This window comes from Cobetia sp. LC6, assembly GCF_030264805.1.
GTDB lineage: Bacteria > Pseudomonadota > Gammaproteobacteria > Pseudomonadales > Halomonadaceae > Cobetia.
In genome coordinates, this window is sequence record NZ_JASSPL010000002.1 from 205,065 (window position 1) to 227,643 (window position 22,579).

Below are 22,579 nucleotides of genomic sequence, written 5' to 3' on the forward strand. Positions count from 1 at the left end.
GCCTGTGTCTGCGCTGCCCACGAATGACGGACTACGTACTACAACAACGACTGGAGCGAGTCTTCCATGACCCTGCTGTTGATCGTGCTATTGCCGTTACTCGGTGCCCTGGTGCCCTTGATGGCCAGAAATCTGCCCCGTGCACGCCTTGCCTGGCTGACCGCGGTGGCACCTGCCCTAGCACTCGGTATCGCCGTCTTCCACCTCGGGGACGTCTTCTCGGGCATGGTGCCCCAGTTCCATCTGCCCTGGATCACGGAGCTGGGACTCAATCTGTCGCTGCGCTTCGATGGTCTGTCGGGGCTGTTCGTGCTGCTGATTCTCGGCATTGGCCTGCTGATCATCCTCTATTCCCGCTATTACCTGTCGGGCGAGGATTCACTGGCACGCCTCTACAGCTTCCTGATGCTGTTCATGACCGCGATGCTCGGCATCGTGATGGCAGACAACCTGCTGCTGATGTGGGTGTTCTGGGAGCTGACCAGCCTGAGCTCCTTCCTGCTGATCGGCTACTGGTACCAGCTGAGCGAGGCGCGCAAGGGCGCCCGCATGGCCCTGACCGTCACCGGCGCCGGGGGCCTGGCACTGCTGGCCGGTATCCTGGTCATCGGGCATATCGTCGGCAGCTACCAGTTCGATGACGTGCTGGCCGCGGCGGACCAGATCCGCTCCCACGAGCTCTATCCGGTCGCGCTGGTGCTGGTACTGCTGGGCGCCTTCACCAAGTCGGCCCAGTTCCCGTTCCAGTTCTGGCTGCCCCACGCGATGTCGGCACCGACACCGGTGTCCGCCTTCCTGCACTCCGCCACCATGGTCAAGGCCGGTGTCTTCCTGCTGGCGCGCATGCATCCGGTGCTCGCGGGCTCCGACCTGTGGTTCTACATCGTCAGCCTGACCGGCCTGGCCACCCTGCTGTATGGCGCCTGGTTCGCGCTGATGAAGCAGGACCTCAAGGGCGTGCTGGCCTTCTCGACCATCAGTCACCTGGGCCTGATCACGCTGCTGTTCGGCTTCAACAGCCAGATGGCCGCCGTCGCGGGTCTGCTGCACATCATCAATCACGCCACCTTCAAGGCCTCGCTGTTCATGGCTGCCGGCATCGTCGATCACGAGTGCGGCACGCGTGACATCCGCAAGCTCAACGGCCTGTATCGCTACATGCCGCATACCACGGTGCTGGCGATGGTTGCCTCGGCCTCGATGGCCGGTGTGCCGCTGCTCAATGGCTTCCTGTCCAAGGAGATGTTCTTCGCCGAGAGTCTCGATGCCCAGCTGCTGGGTGGCCTGTCGTGGCTGATTCCGGCACTGGCGACCCTCGGTGGCATCCTGTCGGTGGCCTACTCGCTGCGCTTCATCCACGACGTCTTCTTCAATGGCGAGCCGAAGGACCTGCCCAAGACCCCGCATGAGCCGCCGCGCTACATGAAGCTGCCCATCGAAGTGCTGGTACTGATCTGTCTGCTGGTCGGTATCCTGCCGTCGCTGGTGATCAAGGACCTGCTGGTCAGTGCCTCCGCCAGCGTGCTGGCCGGGCCGGTACCGGACTTCAGTCTCGCCATCTGGCACGGCTTCAATCTGCCGCTGTTGATGAGTGGTATCGCGCTGGCGGGCGGTGTCGCCATCTATGCCCTGCGCCACCACCTCTATTCCTTCCAGCGTCAGTTCCGCGCGCGCAACGCCCTGCTGGTGTTCGAGGCCAACGTGCAACGCCTCGTCAGTCTTTCCGAGCGCAGTATGGACAGCTTCGAGAATGGCTCGCTGCAGCGCTACATGCTGTGGCTGTTGCTGACCGCGCTGCTGTTCGTCGGCATCGGCCTGCTGGCCGTGCCGCGACTGGGCGGGGAGCTTGAGCAACAGCCCTTCGACGGCATGCTGCTGACTGGCGCCGTGATCACCGGCCTGGCCGGTCTCGGCACCGCGATCACCCACCGCAAGCGTCTGATCTCGTTGCTGATGCTCTCGGTGGTCGGTCTGATGACCTCGCTGGCCTTCGCCCGCTTCGCCGCGCCGGACCTGGCACTGACCCAGCTGGCGGTCGAGGTGGTGACGATGATCCTGCTGATGCTGGCGCTGTTCTTCCTGCCCCAGCGCACGCCAAAGGAATCCAGTGCACGCCGCATCATGCGCGACGTGCTGCTGGCCAGTGCCTTCGGGGTGGTGGTGGCAAGCCTCAACTTCGCCATCCTGACCCGCCCGGTGGAGTCGATCTCCGACTTCTTCATGGCCAATGCAGTCTCCGGTGGCGGTGGCCATAACGTGGTCAACGTGATTCTGGTCGACTTCCGTGGCTTCGATACGCTGGGTGAGATCACCGTACTGGGCATCGCGGGCCTGGCGATCTTCAAGCTGCTCAACCGCCTGCGCCTGTTCATGCCGTCCAGTGACCTGGATGGCCGTGGCTGGTCGCCGGATCGCCATCCGATGATCCTGGCCACCGTCTCCCAGACGCTGCTGCCGCTGGCACTGCTGGTCTCGGTCTACATCTTCCTGCGTGGCCACAATGCGCCGGGCGGCGGCTTCATCGCCGGTCTGGTGACGGCAGTCGCCATCATCCTGCTCTACATCGCGCGTGGCGTGGACTGGACGCAGCGCTGGCTGCGCTTCCCCTATCAGCCCGTCGCGGCGGCCGGGGTGTTGATCGCCGGCCTGACCGGCGCCGGCAGCTGGGTGTTCGGCTATCCGTTCCTGACATCCTCCTTCGGCCACTTCACCCTGCCCGTCATCGGGGAAATCGAGCTGGCTACCGCGCTGCTGTTCGACCTCGGCGTCTACCTGACCGTGGTCGGCGCGACCCTGATGATTCTCGCCAATCTGGGCAAGCTGACGACTCCGCATCGCCCGACCAAGGAGAAGATGTGATGGAAGCCCTCTACGCCACTACCACCGGCCTGCTGGCCGCCTGCGGTGTCTACCTCACCCTGCGCGGCCGCACCTTCCCCGTCGTGGTCGGTCTGACGCTGCTGTCCTACGCCGTCAACCTGTTCCTGTTCTCCATGGGCGGCCTGGCCATGCACGGCACACCGGCCGTGGTCGGCTCAGGTTCACCCACGGCAGACCCCCTGCCCCAGGCGCTGGTGCTGACCGCCATCGTGATCGGCTTCGCCATGACGGCCTTCGTGGTCATTCTGGCGATGCGCGCGCGCGGCGACCTGGGCAGTGACCACGTCAACGGCAATCGCCTGGATGATTCGAAAGAGAAAGAGGACACCAAGTGATGCTGCAACACCTGATTGTCCTTCCGATTGTCCTGCCGCTTCTGGTGGGGGCGGGCCTGCTGCTGAGTCGTGCCACTTCACCGACCCTGCGCCGCACGGTCAGCCTGGTGGTCCAGGCATTGATGGTGGCCATCGCCATCGCGCTGGTGGTGCAGGCCGGTGATGGCACCATCCGCTACTACGCGCTGGGCGACTGGCAGCCGCCGTTCGGGATCGTGCTGGTGCTGGACCGCCTGTCGGCGACCATGGTGCTGCTCAGCTCGCTGCTGGGACTGCTGGCCTGTCTGTACGCCACGGCGGGCATCGATGAGACCGGCTCCAATTTCCATGGTCTGTTCCTGTTGCAGCTGATGGGCATCAACGGCGCCTTCCTGACCGGCGACCTGTTCAACCTGTTCGTGTTCTTCGAGGTGCTGTTGATCGCCTCCTACGCCCTGCTGCTGCATGGCGGCAGCAAGGCACGCACGCTGTCAGCGCTGCACTATGTGGTGCTGAACCTGATGGGTTCGGCGTTCTTCCTGATCGCGCTGGGTATCCTGTACGGCGTGACCGGCACCCTGAACATGGCCGACATGGCAGTCATCGTCACCACGCTGGACCCGGGCCGGGCCGGTCTGATGGAAGCCGGTGGCCTGCTGTTGCTGGTGGTGTTCGGCCTCAAGGCGGCAATGCTGCCGCTGTATTTCTGGCTGCCACGCGCCTATGCCGCGGCTTCGGCACCTGTGGCGGCGCTGTTCGCGATCATGACCAAGGTCGGCATCTACTCCATCCTGCGCGTCTACTCGCTGATCTTCACCGACAATGCTGGCCCACTGGCGGACCTCGGTCGTGACTGGCTGTGGTGGGCGGGTCTCGCCACCCTGGTGGTGGCGATGCTGGGCGTGCTCTCGGCGCGTGATCTGCGCACCCTGGTGGCCTATCTGGTGATGGTGTCGGTGGGCACGCTGCTGACGGCGCTGGGCATGAACACGATCGAGGCAGACAGCGCCCTGCTGTTCTACCTGATCCACTCGACGCTGGTCACCGGCGGGCTCTTCCTGCTGGTCGACGTGGTCGCCGCTCAGCGCGGCAAGGCCGGGGCACGCATCGTGCGCTCGCGCCCGCTGCTGCAGGCAGGACTGCTGGGCGGCCTCTTCCTGATCGGTACCGCCGCTGCCGCGGGGCTGCCGCCGTTCTCGGGCGCCATCGGCAAGGCGCTGATTCTCGCCTCGGCGACGCCGGAGCAACAGATCTGGCTGTGGCCGCTGCTGCTGCTGGCCGGTCTGTGCTCACTGGTCGCCTGCTCACGCGCCGGCTCCAGCGTGTTCTGGCGCACCAGCAAGGCCGAACCCAGCGGCGAGCGGGTCGGCGCGGCCCGCGGCATCGCCACTGGCGGGCTGATCTCGGCCGCACTGATGCTGGTCATCCTCGCGGGGCCTCTGTCGAACTGGACCAAGGCCACCGCCGAGCAGCTGTCCAACCCGGCCCCCTATCTTGAATCCTTGCTCGGCAAGGACGCGGCCCCTGAAACCGCACCGCCGCTGAAGGGAGATGTCTCATGATCAAGCCTCGTTCCCGTCTCTTGCCCACGCCGATGCTGTCGGTGCTGCTGCTGATCGTCTGGCTGATGCTGCAGAACAGCGTCGCGCCCGGACAGATTCTGCTCGGAGCAGTGCTGGCCATCGCGATTCCCATCCTGACCTACCGCTTCTGGGAGCCGCAGCCCGACCTCCAGAAGCCCTGGCGGCTGATCAGCTATTTCCTGCGCGTGATCATGGACATCATCATCGCCAACCTGCAGGTGTCCTACCTGATCCTCAATCCGCGCGCCAAGTTTCGTCCGGCCTTCGTACGCTATCCGCTGGAGCTTGAGGAGAAATTCCCGATCACCCTGCTGTCGAGCACCATCACGCTGACGCCGGGGACGGTCTCGGCCTATCTGACGCTGGATGGTCGCCACCTGATCATCCACGCACTGGATGTCGAGGATGAGCAGGAGTTGATCGACGAGATCCGCCAGCGCTACGAGCGTCCGCTCAAGGAGATCTTCGAATGCTAGACATCGCCCTGTGGATCAGCATCGCGCTGTTCGCCGCCTCGCTGATGCTCAACGTCTTCCGGCTCGCCATCGGGCCGGACCTGCCGGACCGCATTCTGGCGGTGGACACCATGTACGTGAACTCCATCGCCCTGATCGTGCTGTTCGGCATCCAGCTCAACAGCAAGTCCTACTTCGAGGCGGCGCTGTTGATCGCCATGCTCGGTTTCGTCAGCACCGTGGCAGTCTGCAAGTACCTGCTGCGCGGCGACATCATCGAATGACCTGAGCGGAGATTCCCCATGCCCACCTGGTTCTATCCTGTCCTCGAAGGCGTGATCGCCTTCTTCCTGGTTGCCGGCGGCCTGTTTGCCTTCATCGGCTCTCTGGGACTGACGCACCTGAAGGACTTCTACATGCGCCTGCACGGCCCCAGCAAGACCACCACGCTGGGGGTCGGCTGCGTGCTGATGGCGTCGATGATCTATTTCCGCGCCACCACCGGCCACTTCAGCTTCCAGGAAATGCTGGTGTCCATCTTCCTGTTCATCACCGCCCCCGTGACTGCTCATCTGCTGTCCAAGGCGGCGCTGCACCAGAAGCTGGTGGCGGACAAGCGCACACGCAACGTGCCGGAGCGACTTGAAGTCGCCGAGGAGCCGGACGAGGTCAACGCCGAGGCCAGCGAATCCCGCCTGCCGTGATCGGGTCTCGGGTCTCGGGTCTCGGGTCTCGCCAGACAGGCTATCACCCTCCTGGCTCTGAGCCACGAGCGCTGATTCGCAGGAGCAGATTCACGAACAACAGACAAGCAACATGAAAACGCCCCACCAGTGATGACTGGTGGGGCGTTTTCATTTCTCAGGCTATGGAAGTCTGACGGGCCTGCTGGTTACCAGCCCTGAGTATGCTGGCGACACAGCGCCTCGAGCAGATCGATATGATCACTGCGATCATTGAGCGCCGGAATGTAGCGGAAGTCGCCACCACCGGATTCGGTGAAGTAGCCGCGGTTCTCTTCCTCCAGCTCTTCCAGCGTCTCGAGACAGTCAGCCGCGAAGGCCGGCGAGATGACATCGACGCTTTCCAGCCCTTCACCGCCCCACGCCTTGAGCGTTTCATCGGTGTACGGTTTGAGCCACTCGGCCTTGCCGAAACGTGACTGATAGGTCATCGCCCATTCATCGTCACCAAGCCCCAGCGCCTCGGCCAGCAACTGGCTGGTTCGCTCGCATTGCGTCGGGTAGGGGTCACCTGCGGTGGCATAGCGCTTGGGAATGCCGTGATAGCTCATCAGCAGGCGCTTGCCCCGCCGGCCTTCCTTCTCCCAGTGCTCACGCACGCTGGTGGCCAGCGCCGCGATGTAATCCGGATGATCGTGATAGTCGCGCACGAAACGCAGCTCCGGCAGATGCGGGCACGGCTTGAGCGCACGCGCCAGGCGATCGAAGACCGCGGCGGTGGTCGTGCGCGAGAACTGCGGATAGAGCGGCAGGATCAGCATGCGGTCGGCACCGCGGCTGGCGAGCTTGCGCCCCACCTCTTCCATGGTCGGCTTGCCGTAGGTCATCGCCAGCTCGACGGGAATATCCTCGCCCAGTGACTCGGCCAGGCGTGCTTCCAGCGCGGCGCGCTGACGCTTGCCGATCGCCATCAATGGTGAGCCGTCTTCCGTCCACACCGAGGCGTAGGCCTCGGCCACCTTCTTGGGACGCGTCGTCAACACCAGGCCATGCAGAATCGGCAGCCAGAGCAGACGCGGCAGGTCGATCACGCGCACATCACCGAGAAACTCCGCGAGGTAACGGCGCACCGCCTTGGGGGTCGGGGCATCGGGGGTGCCGAGATTGACCAGCATGACGCCAAAACGCGGGGTACTCATGGATGATGGACTCCTGACTAAGGGCAAGAAGAGAGGTAAAGCGGCAGCGTATCCACTTTCACCGACAACGCAGCAAACTTCACCGACAGCGCAGCCATATTACCAGCTCGCCCTGTGCGTGAGGGATGAAGTTATACTATCATCACGATTTGTATAGTTTTAAGACAATTATTGTCACAACCCCTCCGGAGGCCTCGTGCCCGATCCCAACCCCGCTATTCTGCGTCTGGCGACGCGTCATGACTTTGCGCGGCCACTGGTGCTGATTCTCGGCGACCAGCTCAGCCATGAGCTGGCAAGCCTCAAGCAGGCGCCAGACGACAGCGTGATCGCCTTCTGCGAGGTCGAGGAGGAAGGCCGCTACGTACCGCACCACCCGCACAAGATCGCGATGATGCTGGCCGCGATGCGCCATCACGCCCAGGAACTAAGGGAATGTGGCTGGCAGGTACATGAAAGCCGACTGGAGGACCCGGATAACCTCCAGCGTCTAACCAGCGAGGCAGAGCGTCTGGCCGCCCTGTATCAGTGTGATGGCGTGCTGGTGACCCGCCCCGGTGAGTGGCGTCTGCTGGACGACTTCATGGCGCGACGCGAAGCCGGCAGCGTGCGCTGGGAAGTCCTCGAGGACACGCGCTTCTTCACCACGCCGGCAGCATTCGCCGACTGGGCCGAGGGCCGCAAGCAACTGCGCATGGAATACTTCTATCGCGAACAACGCCGTGACACCGACCTGCTGATGGAAGGCAACGAACCCGCCGGCGGCGAGTTCAATCACGACCACGACAACCGCGAACCGATTCCAGACGACTTCCATGCCCCGCCACCACCGGTGCATGCCCATCACGAAGATGCGACCACTCGCGAGGTGCTGGCGCTGGTCGCGGCGCGCTTCGGGGAACAGGCCAGTGACAAGGATCGCCACTTCGGCAGCCTCGAGAACTTCAATTGGGCCGTCACCCGCGCCCAGGCCCGCTCTGACCTCACGCATTTTCTCGATCACTGCCTGGCAGACTTCGGCCGCTATCAGGATGCCATCGAGGACAGCGACCCCTTCCTGTTCCATTCACGTCTGTCCGCCGCGCTCAATATCGGACTCTTGAGCCCGCAGGAGGTCTGCAACGCCGTGGACGCTGCCTGGCGGCGCGGCGATGTACCGATCAACTCGGCGGAAGGATTCATTCGTCAGATACTCGGCTGGCGTGAATATGTGCGCGGCATCTACTGGACACGCATGCCCGGCTACAAGCGCGAGAACCGGCTGGAAGCCAGCCGCAACCTGCCGGAATTCTTCTGGACGGGGGATAGCGGCATGCGCTGTCTGGATCAGGCCATCGCCAGCACCCGCGAGCATGCCTACGCCCACCATATTCGCCGCCTGATGGTCACGGGCAACTTCGCGCTGCTGTGCGGCGTGAAGCCCGAGGCGCTATGCGACTGGTATCTGGCAGTCTATGTGGACGCCTGTGAGTGGGTCGAGCTGCCCAATACGCTGGGCATGGTGCTGCATGCCGATGGTGGCCTGATGGGCTCCAAGCCTTACTGTGCCTCGGGCAAGTACATCGACCGCATGTCCAATCACTGCGACAGGTGCCAGTACTCGCCGAAGAAGGTCACCGGCACGCATGCCTGCCCGTTCAACAGCCTCTACTGGCACTTCATCGAGCGCCATCGCGAGGCATTGTCACGCAATCCGCGCATGTCACTGGTCTACGGCAGCTGGCGACGCATGAAGGACGACAAGCGCGAAGCCCTGCTGCAACAGGCCGACGCCTTTCTGGCTCGCCTCGACAGCGCAGTGGACTATGGCAGTGATGCCCATCGCGCCGGTTACTACGCAGCGCCCTCCAGTCTCACGACCGACAAGGAATCCCCATGAGTCGCATCTGGCAAGCCAGCGCACCGGTCACGCTCTATCACGATGGCAAGTGTCCCCTGTGCCAGCGCGAGGTCGCCTGGCTGGCCAGGCATCCCGGGCGGGAGCGGGTCAGAACGGTGGATATCCGTGCACCAGATTTCTCGCCTCAGGCGCTGGGCTTGAGCTTCGAGACGATGATGGGCCGCCTGCATGTGCAGGACGCACGCGGGGAGTGGTATGTCGGCATGGATGCCAGCCGAGCACTCTATGCGGTACTCGGCTATCGGCGCCTGGTGCGTCTGTCGCTGCTGCCGGGCCTGCGCCCGCTGATGGACTTGAGTTACCGCTTCTTCGCCCGCCATCGCGAGCGCATTGGCCGCTGGGTGCCTCAAAAGCACACCTGAGCCAGGAGGCGCGGGCTCAGAAGCTCAGCGGGATACGCGAGCTCAAGGGTTGATGGTACTGCGGCGGGCGTCCGATCATCTCGTCATTGGCAACCTGCGAGACCAGCCACGCCCGTGACATCCCGCCCCGCTTGAGCTCGCTGTAGACATCCTCCAGCGAGCGGAACAGCATCGGCTTGCCGCGCTTCATCAGCAGCTCACTGCGCTCCTCCCCTTCCTCGCCGGCGGCTTCCAGCACCAGCTGAACCTGATAGAAACGACTGGCGGCATGACTGATCACGCGCGCCTCCAACGCCGGATATTCGGCCATCAGTGACTGTAGATTACTGGTAAAGATGGCGGACGGCGTAAAGATGCTGGTGGTTCTGGACATGTAAGGACTCCTGCGCATCCAGGGGGCTGCGCATGGCAAGGCCGCAAGACGACGACGTGGTACAAGGATAGCCCGTGAAAACAGGTGCTGAGCGAATCAGATGCCACAGCAGCCCGACAGACGCTTCAGGGAAAACTTCAAGACTTCACGCCAGACTGATGGCCAGCGATGACAGTCATGGGGCAGGCGGATGACGATTGAGTGACTCGCAGGCAGAGATCAATGCACCGGCGATGCACACGCCTCGATGACCCGCCCGGAGTCCCGCGCCTTGGCCTCGCTCTTGAGCTCGCTCCAGCGCGCGGAGACCCGGGTCGTCTCGCACCCGGCAAGACCATGCAGCGCCACCAGTGACAGTCGCGTCAGCGGGAAGAAGCGCGTGGTACCGAAGCGGTCGTGCCCCTGAAAGCCCCCCGCTGCCAGCACATCGGCCGGATACAGGCTGGCGACCGCATGCTGAAATGCCGACTGCAGGCCGGCCAGGCGTTGCTCGAGCGCTGTCAGGCGCAGTGCCCGGTGAGATTCGGTCATGCACAGCGTCATCACGAAATCATCGCCGCCGACATGGCCGAGAAAGTCCCCCTCCTGCAGCGCATCGCGCAATACCGTCGCCAGTGCCAGCAACATGCGGTCACCCTGCGCGTGGCCGAAGCGGTCATTGAAGGGCTTGAAGTTGTCGAGATCCAGATAGATCGCCGCCCACTCGGCACTGCGCGCACCGCTGTCCACACCCGCCCCCTCACCTATTCCCGCAGCCTCGCCAGCCACGCACTCGAGCAACTGACGCTCGATCGGCCCGTTGCCCGGCAGGCGCGTCAGTGGGTTGGCCTCCTCGGCGCTGGCCACCTGCAGCTCCGTGATGATGCGCAGCAGATCCAGGGTGCGCCCCAACCCCTGATAACGCCCGCCTCGCGTGATGATGAAGTCCTCATCGCGATCGCTGCCTTCGCGGCCGGTCACCTTGGCCGAGACGCGCTCCAGCATCTCATCCGCCTCGACGCGCAGTGGGCTGGTCTGCATGACCTCGTGGATCAAGCGACGCGCATGCAGTTCCGGCCCGAAGCGCTGGCTCAGCAGCCCCAGCAGGCGATGGCGAATGATCAGACCCACTGGACGTTGCTGCTCGTCCACCACGGCCAGTGACATCACCTCCTGCTCGGCATGTAGACGCTGGGCGACCTCATTGACGGTGACATCCTGCTGCACAGGCGCCACGGCGCGCGCCAGACTGCCGATGCTGCGGCCAGGCGGCGGGCGGTGATGCAGCCTGCGACTCAGTCGGCGCAGATGCCGGTCGAGCGCGGCGCGCTGGCCGCGTGGGTCGGCCTCGGCCGGCGCGAACAACCAGCCTTGCAGGTAGTCGGCCCCCAGCTGTCGCACGCACTCCATTTCCGCCTCATGCTCGACGCCCTCGGCGATCACCTGACTGCCACTGCCGTGGGCGATATCGATGATCGAGCGCACGAAGCGCCGCTTGAGCGGGTCGGCATGGATGCCACTGATGAAGTGACGGTCGATCTTGACGAAATCCGGCTGCACCGACGACCACAGCTTGAGGCTGGCATAGCCCTCCCCGAGATCATCGAGCGCAATGGCGAAGCCCATCGATTGGTAATGGCTGACGGCTTCCCGCATCAGCGCCGAATCCAGCCCCGGCGTCTGCTCGGTCAACTCGATCACCACCTGATGCGGACGCAGGCCGAAGCGCCGCAGCAGGCGTCTCGTCAGGCCGGACGAGTGAGCGCCATCCAGCAGCACATCGGGAGACACGTTGATGAACAGCCGCTCCGTCAAACCCAGCGTCGACCACTGCTCGAGCGCACGTTCGCGACACAGGCTGTCGAGTTCCACCAGTCGGCCGTGTTCGCGCGCCACCGAAAACATTGCCAGCGGTGAGGCCAGTGGCCCTGCCGCACTTCCGCGCGCCAACGCCTCATAGGCGAAGACCTCTCGGCCATTGGACGACACGATGGGCTGGAAATGCATGCTCACCTGGCGCAGACGCAGCAACGTCTCCAGTGCATGACAGGATTCGACGGCTGGCTGGCCATGAGCGGCTTGCAGGGGCGGGGATGGGAGCATGTCAGAATCTGAACATGCTGATATGACAGAGGGGTGACAAAGGTGCCGCGCGGCGCATGAGACGCCTCATCCGCCAGAGGGGAAGCCAGACGCCAGATAGACTCACTCGATGTGTCGACTATCTCGATGTACCGACTATCTCGATCAAAACAGGATCACGCCATGCCGGCCTGGCAGCCGGCATGGCGTGATTCTAAAGTGCCAGGGTGACGCTTACAGCGAGTTGGGGTCGATGGCCTTGCCGAGGGAGTTGCGGTCGATCCACTTGCCCGCCTTGGTCTCCTTGTAACGGAAGACGACCATGTCGCCAGCCACTACCGGCACTTCGCTGTCTTCGGTCTGGTAGCTGTAGCTCTCACCCTCCACGACCAGCGTGAAGCGGTAGAGATCCGGCATGCCCAGCCATTCCTTGAAGGGCCCTTCACGCTCCAGGCTCTCCAGCGTACCGCGGCCCTGCAGCTTGGGGGTACGTGCGCGTCCGCGCCCAAATCCACCTGCCATGCTATCTCCTCCCCGTCAGTGCGGGTCTTGCGAGGCAACGGCGATGCCGCCGCCCGGGTACATGATTGACGCGCGTACGCATCACGTTATTCAGCGAAGGCCTGGCCATAACTGTCGGGTGCCAGGTCCTCGAAACGGGTGTACTTGCCGATGAAGGCCATGTGAACGGTACCGATGGGGCCGTTACGCTGCTTGCCGATGATCAGCTCGGCCAGCCCCTTGTTGTCGGGATTGTCCTTGTTGTAAACCTCATCACGGTAGACGAAGGCGATGACATCGGCATCCTGCTCGATGGCGCCGGATTCACGCAGATCCGACATCACCGGGCGCTTGTTGGGGCGCTGCTCAAGCGAGCGGTTCAGCTGTGAGAGCGCCACCACCGGGCAGTCGAATTCCTTGGCCAGGCCCTTCAGCGAGCGCGAGATCTCGGAGATCTCGGCGGTACGGTTCTCGGAAAGCCCCGGTACCTGCATCAGCTGAAGGTAATCGATCATGATCAGACCGATACCGCCGTGCTCACGCGCCATGCGTCGACAGCGCGAGCGCATCTCGTTGGGCGATAGCGCTGCGGTGTCATCGACGAACAGCTGCTTGTCCTTGAGCAGGTTGACCGCCGAGGTCAGACGCGGCCAATCCTCGTCTTCCAGCTGACCGGTACGCACCTTGGTCTGATCGATGCGGCCCAACGAGGAGATCATGCGCAACATCAGCGATTCGGCGGGCATCTCCATCGAAAACACGGCGACCGGCTTGTCGCCGGAGACCACGGCATGTTCGACCAGATTCATGGCGAAGGTGGTCTTGCCCATCGAGGGACGCCCGGCAATGATCACCAGATCCGACGGCTGCAGACCGGAGGTCATGTCATCGAGATCACGGAAACCCGTCGACAGGCCCGTCATCTGGCCCTTGAGGTTGAACAGCTCATCGATGCGGTCCACCGCGCCGGTCAGCAGCTGGCTCATGCCCTTGGGGCCGCCGCTCTTGGGCCGCGACTCGCTGATCTGGAACACCAGGCGCTCGGCCTCGTTGACCAGCTCATCGGCATCACGGCCCTGCGGACTGAAGGAGCTCTCGGCGATCTGGTTGGCCGCCTGGATGAGCTTGCGCAGCGTGGCGCGCTCGCGAACGATGTCGGCATAGGCCTTGATGTTGCTGGCCGAAGGCGTATTGCGCGCGAGCTCGGCGAGGGTCGCCAGCCCGCCGACCGACTCGAGTTGATCACGACTTTCCAGCAGCTCGGACAGCGTCACCACATCCAACGGGCGGCTGCCGCCGACCAGCTGAGACATGGCGTTGTAGATGAGACGATGCTCATAGCGATAGAAGTCGTCGGCCACCAGACGCTCGGAAACCGTATCCCAGGCGCTGTTGTCCAGCATCAAGCCGCCAAGCACCGATTGCTCGGCTTCCAGCGAATTGGGCGGCACCTTGAGCGCTGCCGTCTCGCGATCCTGATCCTGAATCTCGCTCATGCCTGACTGACTCCTGCTGATGACTGACATGCCCGCGGGGGCTTCTAGTTTCACGCATTGACGCAAGCCTGCCAACCGCCGCGCCCACGCCGAAGCCTCTTCCTGACGAGGGCAGGCATTCTACCGGATTTTGTGCGTCATCGCCTCGCCGACGACAAGGCAAATGCCATGCCGATGACAAATCGTGCCCATGAAAAAACCGCCTTCGCATCAAGGATGCAAAGGCGGCTTGGGTACCGCAGCAGTCGCTACACCGGATCACCGGCCAGCCACTGCAAATCAGCGATTACTCGCCGACCACGACCACACGGACAGTGGCAGTCACTTCAGCGTGCAGCTGCAGCACGATGTCGTATTCGCCAGTGTTGCGCAGCGGGCCTTCCGGCATGCGGACTTCGCTCTTGGCGACGTCGATGCCAGACTGGGCGATAGCTTCGGCCAGATCACGCGGACCGATGGAACCGAACAGCTTGCCTTCATCGCCAGCCTTGGCGACCAGGGACAGTTCGATTTCGTTCAGCTGAGCGGCACGCGCTTCAGCTTCGGCCTTGCGCTCTGCTACCTGTGCTTCCAGCTCAGCGCGCTGAGCTTCGAAAGCTGCCTGGTTTTCAGCAGTGGCCGGAACTGCCAGGCCGTACGGCAGCAGGTAGTTGCGACCGAAGCCAGCCTTGACGGAAACCTGGTCACCCAGGTTACCCAGCTTGCCAATCTTGTCGAGCAGAATGACTTGCATCTCGTAAACCTCTTATCGATGACTGCCGGCGAGACGTGCGCGAAAATCCGCAAAGACGTCCACAAGCGCCAACAGCAGCAAAATCAGAATCGTGGGCCAGGTGGTCAGCATCATGAAATAGACGCCGACGAGCCATAACCCGCTCATCCCCTTTAACCCGATGTAACCATGTACCAGGGCAATGCCCGCCACCAGCAGCGGTATCCAGATCAGCAGGAGCACTGCAGGCACATTGAGCAGTACGCCAATGATCCCGCAGGCTGCCAGTATCAGGATTTCGGGCAAACTCAGCCGAAAGGCATGGAATTCGCGGCGAAACCCACCCGGATTGTAGAGCCCGGACTGCCAACTACGCGCCAGGGCCAGACAGCCCGTGGCGGCCAGCAGGACTACCAACCCGGTAATACCACCGATGACCAGCCCTGCGAGCTGTTCAGTCGGTACACCTTGAGCGGCAAAGTCGTTCAAGCGTGCGTCGAGCTCAGGGGCATTCTCGCGAATGCTCTCAAGCAGTGGACCGGCTCCGCCTGGTGGCAGGAATATCCCTGACTGCACCATCAGTGCCGCCGTCAGGCTGGCGCCTATCAGCGCCTCACCCCATCGCACGCGAGCGCGCAACAGGGTTGCCATCAGGGTGACCAGCAATACGGTTGCCAGAGGCACCGGATCGCCTTGTACCCACCACCAACCGGCCGGAACGGCGGCGGCGATGACTACGGGTGCGGCAGGCGCAAGGCCACGCCGAAGCGTGACCAGCGCACTGATGGCGGCACTGAACCAGAAGAACCAGGGCACGATTCCCGTCAGCAATGCAATCGCGATGCATTGCAGGGGGCCGCGCATGGCCCAGCGTGCCAGTGCCAGCATCATGGTGTCGCCTTACTGGTGGCTGTCGCTGTACGGCAGCAGAGCCAGGTAGCGAGCACGCTTGATGGCAGTCGCCAGCTGACGCTGGTAGCGTGCCTTGGTGCCAGTGATACGGCTCGGGACGATCTTGCCGGTCTCGGTGATGTAAGACTTCAGGACTTCGATGTCCTTGTAGTCGATCTGCTTCACGCCTTCAGCGGTGAAGCGGCAGAACTTGCGACGACGGAAAAAACGTGCCATTGCAATGACCTCCTGGGGGTGCGGTATCAGTTAGCGTCTTGAGCTTCGGATTCGTCACGCTTGTCTTCGCGACGCGGACGCTTCTCTTCAGCCGGCTTCATCATCGGAGACGGCTCGATGGCCGCTTCCTTTGAACGCACAACCAGGTTACGGATGACGGCGTCGTTGAAACGGAAGATGGTTTCGAGTTCTTCAACCACCTCACCGGTAGTTTCGACGTTCATCAGCACGTAGTGGGCCTTGTGGATCTTGTTGATCGGGTAGGCCAGGTGACGGCGACCCCAATCTTCCAGACGATGCACAGTACCGCCGGCTTCGGTCACGATGGAGGTGTAACGCTCGATCATGGCCGGAACCTGTTCGCTCTGGTCCGGGTGGACCATGAACACGATCTCGTAGTGACGCATGGCTTGGCTCCTTTCGGTTTGACAGCCCCCACGGCGCGTCTCGGGCCGGGAAGCAAGGAGTGGAGTGATTACTACGGTTGTGCCATTCAGACCCGAAGGCCACGAAAGACGCGCGCGGGCGAGGACAGGTGCCCCCATGCCGCGCATTCACTGCAGACTGCACTTCACAGAACCGCAGTATTGTAGAGAGGAGTCAAGGGCTTGGCAAGCGGCCCGTAAAAGACAGCCAGCCCCGTTCCGCCGGCCGTCTTTCTCTTGCCTCTCTCTTGCCTCTGCCCTGCCTGTCTGACTATCCCCTGCCGACAATTGCCTCAGCCGCGGCGCTGACGCACGGCCTCGAACAGGCAGATGCCCGCGGCAACCGAGACATTGAGGCTGGAGACGCTGCCCGCCATCGGCAGCTTGATCAGGCTGTCGCAGTGCTCGCGGGTCAGACGGCGCATACCCTTGCCCTCGGCCCCCATCACGATGGCGACCGGGCCGGTGAAGTCGGCTTCGAAGGCCATGGATTCGGCTTCCCCCGCCGTACCCAGCACCCAGACACCGGCTTCCTTCATGGCGTCCAGCGTGCGGGCCAGATTGGTGACCTGATAGACCGGCACCACTTCCGCAGCCCCACAGGCCACCTTGCGTACGGTCGCGTTCAGGGAAGCCGACTTGTCCTTGGGCACGATGACGCCATGGGCGCCCGCGGCATCGGCGCTGCGCAGGCAGGCACCGAGGTTGTGCGGATCCGTGACGGAGTCCAGCACCAGAAACAGCGGAGCTTCTTCGTGGGACCAACCATCAAGACGCAGCTTGAGGCCGGTCTCGTTCTCGGTGGCCAGTGGCGCGCACAGCGCGACCAGCCCCTGATGGGCACCACCGCCGACGGCCAGTGCATCCAGCTCCTCGCGCCCCTTGAGGGTGACGCGCGAGCCGGCGGCACGCGCCTGCTCGATGATCTCGCTCAGGCGCAGCTCGGCCTCGCCCGCCTGCACCCATAGCTCGCTGGGTGCACGATCTCGTGCCAGCAAGGCTTCCACGGCGTGCACGCCATAGACGGCTTCCAGCCCACCGGGAATCTTCGGCGCGGCGGCGCGAACACCACCCTTGCGCGCCCCGCCACGCTCATGACGCTGAGCGCCGCTGCGCTCGCCTCGGGAATGCTCACTTCTGGCGTGGCTAGCACGCTCGCCGGCGGGCTTGCCGCGGCCGGGCTTGCGCCCCTTGTCCTGACTCATTGTGCCTTCCTGACTGATGACCCGACGGGCCCTGTCACATTGACGGAAACTGAGCTGCCGCCGACGCGACAGCCTTGAAATCGTGCAGTCTGACGACTGCCCAACGCATCAGCCCCGACCGGAGCCGGGGCTGATGCAATTGCAATGACGCGCGAGGAGCCGAGCCGAGATCAGCTACGGCCGTTACCGCGACGCCCGCGCGAGCGCGAACCCCGCTTGCGCGACGGATCGTCCTTGCCTGCGGCACCCATCGGTGCCACCGGCGCGAACGGACTGTCGGCTGCTTCCGGGCCACTCGGCACGGCCGGACGCGCTGCCGCCGGCGCTTCAGGCGCAGACTCACGCTCATTGCCAGCAGACGGCTTGCGCTCTCCACGGCCTGAGCGGTCATTGCGCTCACCGCGCGGTTTGCGCGGCGGACGCTCACCTGACGGTTTTTCGGCCGCCGCCGCGCTGCCATTGCCCTCCTGGCTGACTTCTTCAGTCAGGGACTTGAGACGCTCGCGTTCACGCTTGCCGGGGCGTCCCTTGGAAGAGGACTCCTTGCCGGTAGGTGAGCTGCTCTTGGCCGCAGATGACTTGTCACCCTCTCGCTCGCTGCTGCGCGACTTGCGCGGCTTGCGCTTGGGACGCGGCGTCGGGTCGCTGAGCATGAAGTCGATCTTGCGCTCATCCATGTCGACACGGGCCACCTGGACGGTGACGCCATCGCCGAGACCATAGCTGACGCCGGCACGCTCACCCTTGAGGCGGTGCTTCTCGGCCTCGTAGTGATAGTAGTCGGACGGCAGCGAGGAGATGTGCAGCAGGCCCTCGACGTAGTAGGCATCCAGACGCACGAACAGGCCGAACTGGGTGACCGCCGCGACGGTGCCTTCCAGCACTTCGCCGACCTTGTCCTTCATGAACTCGCACTTGAGCCAGTCGTTGACGTCACGCGTCGCCTCATCGGCGCGGCGCTCGGTCATCGAGCAGTGCTCACCCAGCTCGAGCATCTGCTCGAAGGTGTACGGGCACCACTTGGTCGGGCGCTCGGTCACGGCGTCTTCAGCGCGCAGCACGGTGTCGGTCTTGCGCGGGCCACGGATGACGGAGCGAATCGCACGGTGCACCAGCAGATCCGGATAACGACGGATCGGCGAGGTGAAGTGCGCATAGGCATCGTAGGCCAGACCGAAGTGACCTTCGTTCTGCGGCGAGTAGACCGCCTGGGTCATGCTGCGCAGCATCACGGTCTGGATGATGTCGAGGTCCGGACGCTCGGCGATCGAGGCACGCAGTGCCTGGAAGTCCTTGGGTGCCGGCTCGTCACCACCTTCCAGCGTCAGACCCAGCTCGCCCAGGAAGGCACGCAGGTTGTTCAGACGCTCCGGTGCCGGCTGCTTGTGGACACGATAGAGGGCCGGGAGATCGTGCTCATCCAGGAAGCGTGCCGTGGCGACGTTGGCCGCCAGCATGCACTCCTCGATCAGCTTGTGCGCATCGTTGCGGGTACGCGGCACGATCTGCTCGATCTTGCGCTCATCGTTGAACAGGATCTGCGTCTCGGTGGTCTCGAAGTCGATGGCACCACGCTTGTCACGCGCCTTGCGCAGCACACCGTACAGCGCATGCAGGTTGTGCAGCGACGGCAGCAGCTCATTGTACTGCTGGCACAGTGCCTGACCTTCCTCACTTTCCGGGTCGGTCAGCATGGTGCCGACCTTCTCGTAGGTCAGGCGTGCATGCGAGCGAATCACGGCTTCGAAGAAGCGGTAGTCGAGCATCTCGCCACTGCCGGCGGAGATGGTCAGCTCACAGACCAGTGTCAGACGATCGACATGCGGGTTGAGCGAGCACAGACCGTTGGAGAGCAGTTCCGGCAGCATCGGCACGACCTGCCCCGGGAAATACACCGAGTTGCCGCGCACGTAGGCTTCCTGATCCAGCGGACTGCCGCCACGCACATAGTGGGAGACATCGGCGATGGCGACCAGCAGCTTCCAGTTGCCGCTGTCGTCCTGCCAGGCACAGACGGCGTCATCGAAGTCCTTTGCGTCTTCGCCATCGATGGTGACCAGCGGTGTCTCGCGCAGGTCGATGCGACCCTTCTTGTCTTCTTCCAGCACCTCGGCGGAGATGGTCGAGATCTGGTCTTCGACTTCCGGCGGGAATTCACTGGGGATATCGTGGGAGCGGATCGCGATATCGATTTCCATGCCCGGGTCCATGCGCTCACCGAGCACCTCGACCACTTCACCCACCGGCTGAACGCGTGTAGCGGGCTGCTGAGTGATGCGCACGGACACCACCTGGCCGTCCTTGGCTCCATTGGCCACGCGGTTGGGGATGATGACTTCCTGCGCGATGCGCGAGTTCTCGGGAATCAGCACACCGAAGTCCGGCTCGGACTGACGATAGATGCCGACCAGGGTCTGGGTGTTGCGCGCCAATACCTCGACGATGGTGATCTCGTCACGGCCACGACGGTCACGGCCGCTGACGCGCGCCAGCACCTGATCGCCATGGAAGACGCGACGCATCTGGCGCGGCGGCACGGCGAGGTCCGGCTTGACGCCATCTTCGCGCGCCAAGAAGCCGAAGCCGTCACGGTGACCGACGATGCGGCCACGGATCAGGTCCAGCTTGTCGATCAGGGCATAGGCGCCGCGACGATTGCGCAGCACCTGACCGTCACGCTCCATGGCATTGAGACGACGACGCACAGCTTCCTGCTGCTCCTCGTCCTCGAAACCGAGCATGCGGCTCATGTTCTCGTGGGTAATGGGCTTGCCATACTCTTCCAGCTTGTCGAGCAAGAACTCTCGGCTGGGGATGGGCTTGTCGTACTTATGGGCTTCGCGTTCCGCGTGCGGGTCGTCGCTGAGCGTCCATTGGGTCATTAATCAGGATTCCTTGACGATGAATTCGAGACGGGCAGCGATCGCGGCACGGAATGACAGGTTGTCTCTCATCCGCGCATTATAGCCTCTACCCTTGGGCCGACCCAACCATTCCCCGCCACTCATCACGGCGGAGGGGCCATTCAGTGCTGTCAATGGCGCCCCGAGGCCTGACTCTCAAGTCTGAAAGCTCGCCAATCGATGAGCTTCATCTGTCTGTCCTCTCTCTGCCCTCTGTCTATCCTCATGAAGCGAGAGAGGCTTTCTGCGGCTAGATCAGCAGGCATGAAAGAAAAAGCTTGCATTCCCTCAGTACATCCGTATTATTCGGCACCACTTGCCCAGATGGCGGAATTGGTAGACGCGCTAGCTTCAGGTGCTAGTGTCCGTATGGACGTGGAGGTTCAAGTCCTCTTCTGGGCACCAATTTCAGGTTTCATGTTGGCGTGACACACGTTAAGATGGATACCAGAAAACGGGTAAAGCATTTAAGTTTCAATAACTTGACTGCTGATCCGGGTCTGCGGACCGAAACGAGTTCTGATGTCTGCCCAGGTGGCGGAATTGGTAGACGCGCTAGCTTCAGGTGCTAGTGTCCTTATGGACGTGGAGGTTCAAGTCCTCTCCTGGGCACCACGGACGTCAGACTCACAACGAACGACCCCTGTATCGCGCTTCGCCCAGATGGCGGAATTGGTAGACGCGCTAGCTTCAGGTGCTAGTATCCGTAAGGATGTGGAGGTTCAAGTCCTCTTCTGGGCACCACGATGCGCACTCGAACAGGGAACATGGCATCCACTACCAAGGATCTCATGCTCGTTCAGCTGCAAGACTCAGCTCTTGAGGCTTCAGCACACAACTTGATGCCCAGATGGCGGAATTGGTAGACGCGCTAGCTTCAGGTGCTAGTGTCCTTATGGACGTGGAGGTTCAAGTCCTCTTCTGGGCACCATCAAGTTGATATCCGATGCATCCTCGCAGCGCCTGCTGCTCACATCGCGATACTCCCCCTCGCAATATCCTGACTGACTCACCCTCTTGTTTTGCCCAGCCCCACAGCGCCCTGCGTTGTCTTTCGCATGCCCCGACGATAATACCGCCCTCCTCATGCGCAACTTGTCCACACCCGTTGCCATGCCTGGCGTTGTGGATAACTCTTTTCAGCCGCCCTCTTCTCGTCAGACCTGGTTCTGTCGGACCTTGGCTTGGCGCTGATAGGCTCCTATGTCACCTGCCTCTCCCTGTGCGCTCAATAACGTGATGGCGTACGACTGAAACTGTACACCTGCCAGCCATCGCGCACGACTTGCGCCTCGAGGCGCTGCTCGACGTCATCGGGAAGCTCATGGAAGAAGTCCAGCCCTGTCAGAGACTCGATGCGGTCGATGCTGACCAGAAAGCGATCCAGCGGCTCATCTCCCCTCACCTGCTGCGGAAGGAGAAATGCCAACGCACGCGGTGCCTGCCGGCCCGAACCGGGCGAGATGATGATCTTGTAGAAGGCATCGGGAATCTCGATCAGATTAGGCAACCGCTCGATACTGCCGCTGAAGACCGGTCCTGCCGTGATCCACAGCGCGCCTTCACGCGGCAGGATGCTGTCCATGATGGCGGCTTCCAGCCGTTGCCAGAGCTTGCGATTGAGTGCCGGTGTCTGTGGCGAGATATTCGTCATGCGGAAGGTCTGATGCTGCGCCTTGACGCCGTAGATCTTGCCGATGGCGTAGTTGGGCGCCAGGTGCCCGCGGTCATAGCCACTGTTGCGATAGCTATCCGGCGTGACGGGCCACAGTGAGCGCCAGTCGCGCTCGAACTCGTCAGGACGCTCCCCCAGCCGCGACCCCTGGGTATTCTCGAGTCGCCATGTCACCCATAACGGGTTGGCACGCAGATCAGACCAGCCCACCAGATAGGCGTCGCTGCGCAAGCCGCGCGCCAGCGTCTTCCAATCCAGTGCACGCGCCTGCGGCACGCCCTGCCAGACGTAGAACTGCTGGTAGTCGCGCTCCTGCCACCACCAGAGCCCACCTCCCACCAAAGCAAACACCACGCTGACCCCGAAGCCTCGCCACAGCTTGCGGCCGGCCGAGCGAATATCATCCATCACATCCAGCATCCCGCCATTTCCTTCTTGTCGTTGCAGTTACCTCGGCAAGGCATGCATTCATCATTTCGCCATGGCTCGCGGGCCACAGCGATGTCATTCACGCTACTGCGTGGCTTCCATCATGCCAGAGTTATGCCAGCGAGGCTGACGGTTGCCCCAACTCAAGCCACAATAAGCAGGTAGCACCCGCTTGATGCACCATCGGCAAGCAGAGACCTCCTGACAAGTCTGCCCGAACACTGATGGCGCAGAACCTGACCACACGTTCAGCATCTGGCATGCCACCTGCATCCATGAATGTCAGCAAGCAGCC

Annotated in this window: 20 protein-coding genes and 4 tRNA genes; 12 read left to right on the forward strand and 12 right to left on the reverse strand. The window is 62.9% G+C overall.

Annotation, left to right across the window (positions count from 1 at the left end; translation table 11 throughout):
• The first annotated feature begins 66 nt into the window (after positions 1–66).
• The 6 genes from QQF40_RS04170 to QQF40_RS04195 are packed head-to-tail and all read left to right on the forward strand — an operon-like array spanning position 67 to position 5,936.
• Positions 67–2,859, forward strand: a complete 2,793-nt coding sequence (locus QQF40_RS04170; RefSeq protein WP_175089978.1) for a monovalent cation/H+ antiporter subunit A — start codon at positions 67–69, stop codon at positions 2,857–2,859.
• Positions 2,859–3,215 carry a Na+/H+ antiporter subunit C gene (locus QQF40_RS04175; RefSeq protein WP_166019703.1) on the forward strand — a complete coding sequence of 119 codons (357 nt, stop codon included), beginning with the start codon at positions 2,859–2,861 and terminating at the stop codon, positions 3,213–3,215. Before QQF40_RS04170 ends, QQF40_RS04175 begins: the two co-directional genes overlap by 1 nt.
• On the forward strand, positions 3,215–4,756 hold the full coding sequence (locus tag QQF40_RS04180; protein ID WP_175089980.1) for a monovalent cation/H+ antiporter subunit D: 1,542 nt from the start codon (positions 3,215–3,217) through the stop codon (positions 4,754–4,756). Before QQF40_RS04175 ends, QQF40_RS04180 begins: the two co-directional genes overlap by 1 nt.
• Positions 4,753–5,253, forward strand: a complete 501-nt coding sequence (locus QQF40_RS04185) for a Na+/H+ antiporter subunit E (RefSeq protein WP_043334742.1) — start codon at positions 4,753–4,755, stop codon at positions 5,251–5,253. The genes QQF40_RS04180 and QQF40_RS04185 overlap by 4 nt, the downstream gene beginning before the upstream one ends.
• Complete coding sequence (locus QQF40_RS04190) at positions 5,247–5,516, forward strand: K+/H+ antiporter subunit F (protein WP_175089982.1); 270 nt, start codon at positions 5,247–5,249, stop codon at positions 5,514–5,516. The genes QQF40_RS04185 and QQF40_RS04190 overlap by 7 nt, the downstream gene beginning before the upstream one ends.
• 18 nt (positions 5,517–5,534) lie before the next feature.
• Positions 5,535–5,936, forward strand: a complete 402-nt coding sequence (locus QQF40_RS04195) for a Na+/H+ antiporter subunit G (protein WP_175089984.1) — start codon at positions 5,535–5,537, stop codon at positions 5,934–5,936.
• A gap of 188 nt (positions 5,937–6,124) precedes the next feature.
• On the opposite strand, the gene hemH is transcribed toward QQF40_RS04195, so the two are convergent.
• Positions 6,125–7,114, reverse strand: a complete 990-nt coding sequence (gene hemH / locus QQF40_RS04200) for a ferrochelatase (protein WP_054555275.1) — start codon at positions 7,112–7,114, stop codon at positions 6,125–6,127.
• Positions 7,115–7,310: 196 nt separating this feature from the next.
• Between hemH and QQF40_RS04205 the strand changes: the two genes are divergently transcribed.
• Both QQF40_RS04205 and QQF40_RS04210 read left to right on the forward strand, forming a co-directional pair.
• Positions 7,311–8,993, forward strand: coding sequence for a cryptochrome/photolyase family protein (locus tag QQF40_RS04205; protein WP_285460545.1), 1,683 nt, complete (start codon positions 7,311–7,313; stop codon positions 8,991–8,993).
• The gene (locus tag QQF40_RS04210; protein WP_054555274.1) at positions 8,990–9,376 is read left to right on the forward strand and encodes a thiol-disulfide oxidoreductase DCC family protein; all 387 of its coding nucleotides are present in this window, start codon (positions 8,990–8,992) and stop codon (positions 9,374–9,376) included. Before QQF40_RS04205 ends, QQF40_RS04210 begins: the two co-directional genes overlap by 4 nt.
• A gap of 16 nt (positions 9,377–9,392) precedes the next feature.
• Here the strand turns inward: QQF40_RS04210 and QQF40_RS04215 are convergent, their stop codons facing one another.
• The 10 genes from QQF40_RS04215 to rnr form a co-directional block, all read right to left on the reverse strand.
• On the reverse strand, positions 9,393–9,749 hold the full coding sequence (locus QQF40_RS04215; protein ID WP_254627111.1) for a DUF6482 family protein: 357 nt from the start codon (positions 9,747–9,749) through the stop codon (positions 9,393–9,395).
• 219 nt (positions 9,750–9,968) lie between these two features.
• The gene (locus QQF40_RS04220) at positions 9,969–11,831 is read right to left on the reverse strand and encodes a bifunctional diguanylate cyclase/phosphodiesterase (protein WP_285460546.1); all 1,863 of its coding nucleotides are present in this window, start codon (positions 11,829–11,831) and stop codon (positions 9,969–9,971) included.
• A gap of 213 nt (positions 11,832–12,044) precedes the next feature.
• Complete coding sequence (locus tag QQF40_RS04225) at positions 12,045–12,332, reverse strand: hypothetical protein (RefSeq protein WP_043334752.1); 288 nt, start codon at positions 12,330–12,332, stop codon at positions 12,045–12,047.
• A gap of 86 nt (positions 12,333–12,418) precedes the next feature.
• Complete coding sequence (dnaB, locus tag QQF40_RS04230; protein ID WP_175089987.1) at positions 12,419–13,807, reverse strand: replicative DNA helicase; 1,389 nt, start codon at positions 13,805–13,807, stop codon at positions 12,419–12,421.
• Positions 13,808–14,093: 286 nt separating this feature from the next.
• On the reverse strand, positions 14,094–14,540 hold the full coding sequence (gene rplI, locus QQF40_RS04235; RefSeq protein WP_175089989.1) for a 50S ribosomal protein L9: 447 nt from the start codon (positions 14,538–14,540) through the stop codon (positions 14,094–14,096).
• A 12-nt stretch (positions 14,541–14,552) separates the two neighbouring features.
• Positions 14,553–15,407, reverse strand: coding sequence for a hypothetical protein (locus tag QQF40_RS04240; RefSeq protein WP_285460619.1), 855 nt, complete (start codon positions 15,405–15,407; stop codon positions 14,553–14,555).
• 12 nt (positions 15,408–15,419) lie between these two features.
• Positions 15,420–15,647, reverse strand: a complete 228-nt coding sequence (gene rpsR / locus QQF40_RS04245; protein ID WP_024952281.1) for a 30S ribosomal protein S18 — start codon at positions 15,645–15,647, stop codon at positions 15,420–15,422.
• A gap of 26 nt (positions 15,648–15,673) precedes the next feature.
• Positions 15,674–16,054, reverse strand: a complete 381-nt coding sequence (rpsF, locus tag QQF40_RS04250; RefSeq protein ID WP_043334756.1) for a 30S ribosomal protein S6 — start codon at positions 16,052–16,054, stop codon at positions 15,674–15,676.
• A 311-nt stretch (positions 16,055–16,365) separates the two neighbouring features.
• Positions 16,366–17,277 carry a 23S rRNA (guanosine(2251)-2'-O)-methyltransferase RlmB gene (gene rlmB, locus QQF40_RS04255; protein WP_352230715.1) on the reverse strand — a complete coding sequence of 304 codons (912 nt, stop codon included), beginning with the start codon at positions 17,275–17,277 and terminating at the stop codon, positions 16,366–16,368.
• Positions 17,278–17,447: 170 nt separating this feature from the next.
• On the reverse strand, positions 17,448–20,159 hold the full coding sequence (rnr, locus tag QQF40_RS04260; RefSeq protein ID WP_285460547.1) for a ribonuclease R: 2,712 nt from the start codon (positions 20,157–20,159) through the stop codon (positions 17,448–17,450).
• A gap of 339 nt (positions 20,160–20,498) precedes the next feature.
• Here rnr and QQF40_RS04265 point away from each other — a divergent pair.
• From QQF40_RS04265 to QQF40_RS04280, 4 genes are all read left to right on the forward strand, one after another.
• Positions 20,499–20,585, forward strand: a tRNA-Leu gene (locus tag QQF40_RS04265).
• A gap of 123 nt (positions 20,586–20,708) precedes the next feature.
• Positions 20,709–20,795, forward strand: a tRNA-Leu gene (locus QQF40_RS04270).
• Positions 20,796–20,837: 42 nt separating this feature from the next.
• Positions 20,838–20,924: transfer RNA gene (locus QQF40_RS04275), tRNA-Leu, on the forward strand.
• A gap of 100 nt (positions 20,925–21,024) precedes the next feature.
• A tRNA-Leu gene (locus QQF40_RS04280) sits at positions 21,025–21,111 on the forward strand.
• Between the two features lie 297 nt (positions 21,112–21,408).
• Here QQF40_RS04280 and QQF40_RS04285 read toward each other — a convergent pair.
• Positions 21,409–22,275: a DNA/RNA non-specific endonuclease gene (locus QQF40_RS04285; protein ID WP_285460548.1), complete on the reverse strand. Its 867-nt coding sequence runs from the start codon at positions 22,273–22,275 to the stop codon at positions 21,409–21,411.
• Positions 22,276–22,579 lie beyond the last annotated feature (304 nt).

Bases quoted from the DNA above. Each gene is read 5' to 3' on its own strand.
- rpsR (WP_024952281.1), bottom strand. From the start codon at position 15,647: ATGGCACGTTTTTTCCGTCGTCGCAAGTTCTGCCGCTTCACCGCTGAA.
- QQF40_RS04210 (WP_054555274.1), top strand. From the start codon at position 8,990: ATGAGTCGCATCTGGCAAGCCAGCGCACCGGTCACGCTCTATCACGAT.
- QQF40_RS04195 (WP_175089984.1), top strand. From the start codon at position 5,535: ATGCCCACCTGGTTCTATCCTGTCCTCGAAGGCGTGATCGCCTTCTTC.
- QQF40_RS04190 (WP_175089982.1), top strand. From the start codon at position 5,247: ATGCTAGACATCGCCCTGTGGATCAGCATCGCGCTGTTCGCCGCCTCG.
- rnr (WP_285460547.1), bottom strand. From the start codon at position 20,159: ATGACCCAATGGACGCTCAGCGACGACCCGCACGCGGAACGCGAAGCC.
- rplI (WP_175089989.1), bottom strand. From the start codon at position 14,540: ATGCAAGTCATTCTGCTCGACAAGATTGGCAAGCTGGGTAACCTGGGT.
- QQF40_RS04180 (WP_175089980.1), top strand. From the start codon at position 3,215: ATGCTGCAACACCTGATTGTCCTTCCGATTGTCCTGCCGCTTCTGGTG.
- QQF40_RS04220 (WP_285460546.1), bottom strand. From the start codon at position 11,831: ATGCTCCCATCCCCGCCCCTGCAAGCCGCTCATGGCCAGCCAGCCGTC.
- QQF40_RS04175 (WP_166019703.1), top strand. From the start codon at position 2,859: ATGGAAGCCCTCTACGCCACTACCACCGGCCTGCTGGCCGCCTGCGGT.
- QQF40_RS04285 (WP_285460548.1), bottom strand. From the start codon at position 22,275: ATGCTGGATGTGATGGATGATATTCGCTCGGCCGGCCGCAAGCTGTGG.
- QQF40_RS04225 (WP_043334752.1), bottom strand. From the start codon at position 12,332: ATGGCAGGTGGATTTGGGCGCGGACGCGCACGTACCCCCAAGCTGCAG.
- QQF40_RS04215 (WP_254627111.1), bottom strand. From the start codon at position 9,749: ATGTCCAGAACCACCAGCATCTTTACGCCGTCCGCCATCTTTACCAGT.
- QQF40_RS04185 (WP_043334742.1), top strand. From the start codon at position 4,753: ATGATCAAGCCTCGTTCCCGTCTCTTGCCCACGCCGATGCTGTCGGTG.
- hemH (WP_054555275.1), bottom strand. From the start codon at position 7,114: ATGAGTACCCCGCGTTTTGGCGTCATGCTGGTCAATCTCGGCACCCCC.
- dnaB (WP_175089987.1), bottom strand. From the start codon at position 13,807: ATGAGCGAGATTCAGGATCAGGATCGCGAGACGGCAGCGCTCAAGGTG.
- QQF40_RS04170 (WP_175089978.1), top strand. From the start codon at position 67: ATGACCCTGCTGTTGATCGTGCTATTGCCGTTACTCGGTGCCCTGGTG.
- QQF40_RS04240 (WP_285460619.1), bottom strand. From the start codon at position 15,407: ATGCTGGCACTGGCACGCTGGGCCATGCGCGGCCCCCTGCAATGCATC.
- rlmB (WP_352230715.1), bottom strand. From the start codon at position 17,277: ATGAGTCAGGACAAGGGGCGCAAGCCCGGCCGCGGCAAGCCCGCCGGC.
- rpsF (WP_043334756.1), bottom strand. From the start codon at position 16,054: ATGCGTCACTACGAGATCGTGTTCATGGTCCACCCGGACCAGAGCGAA.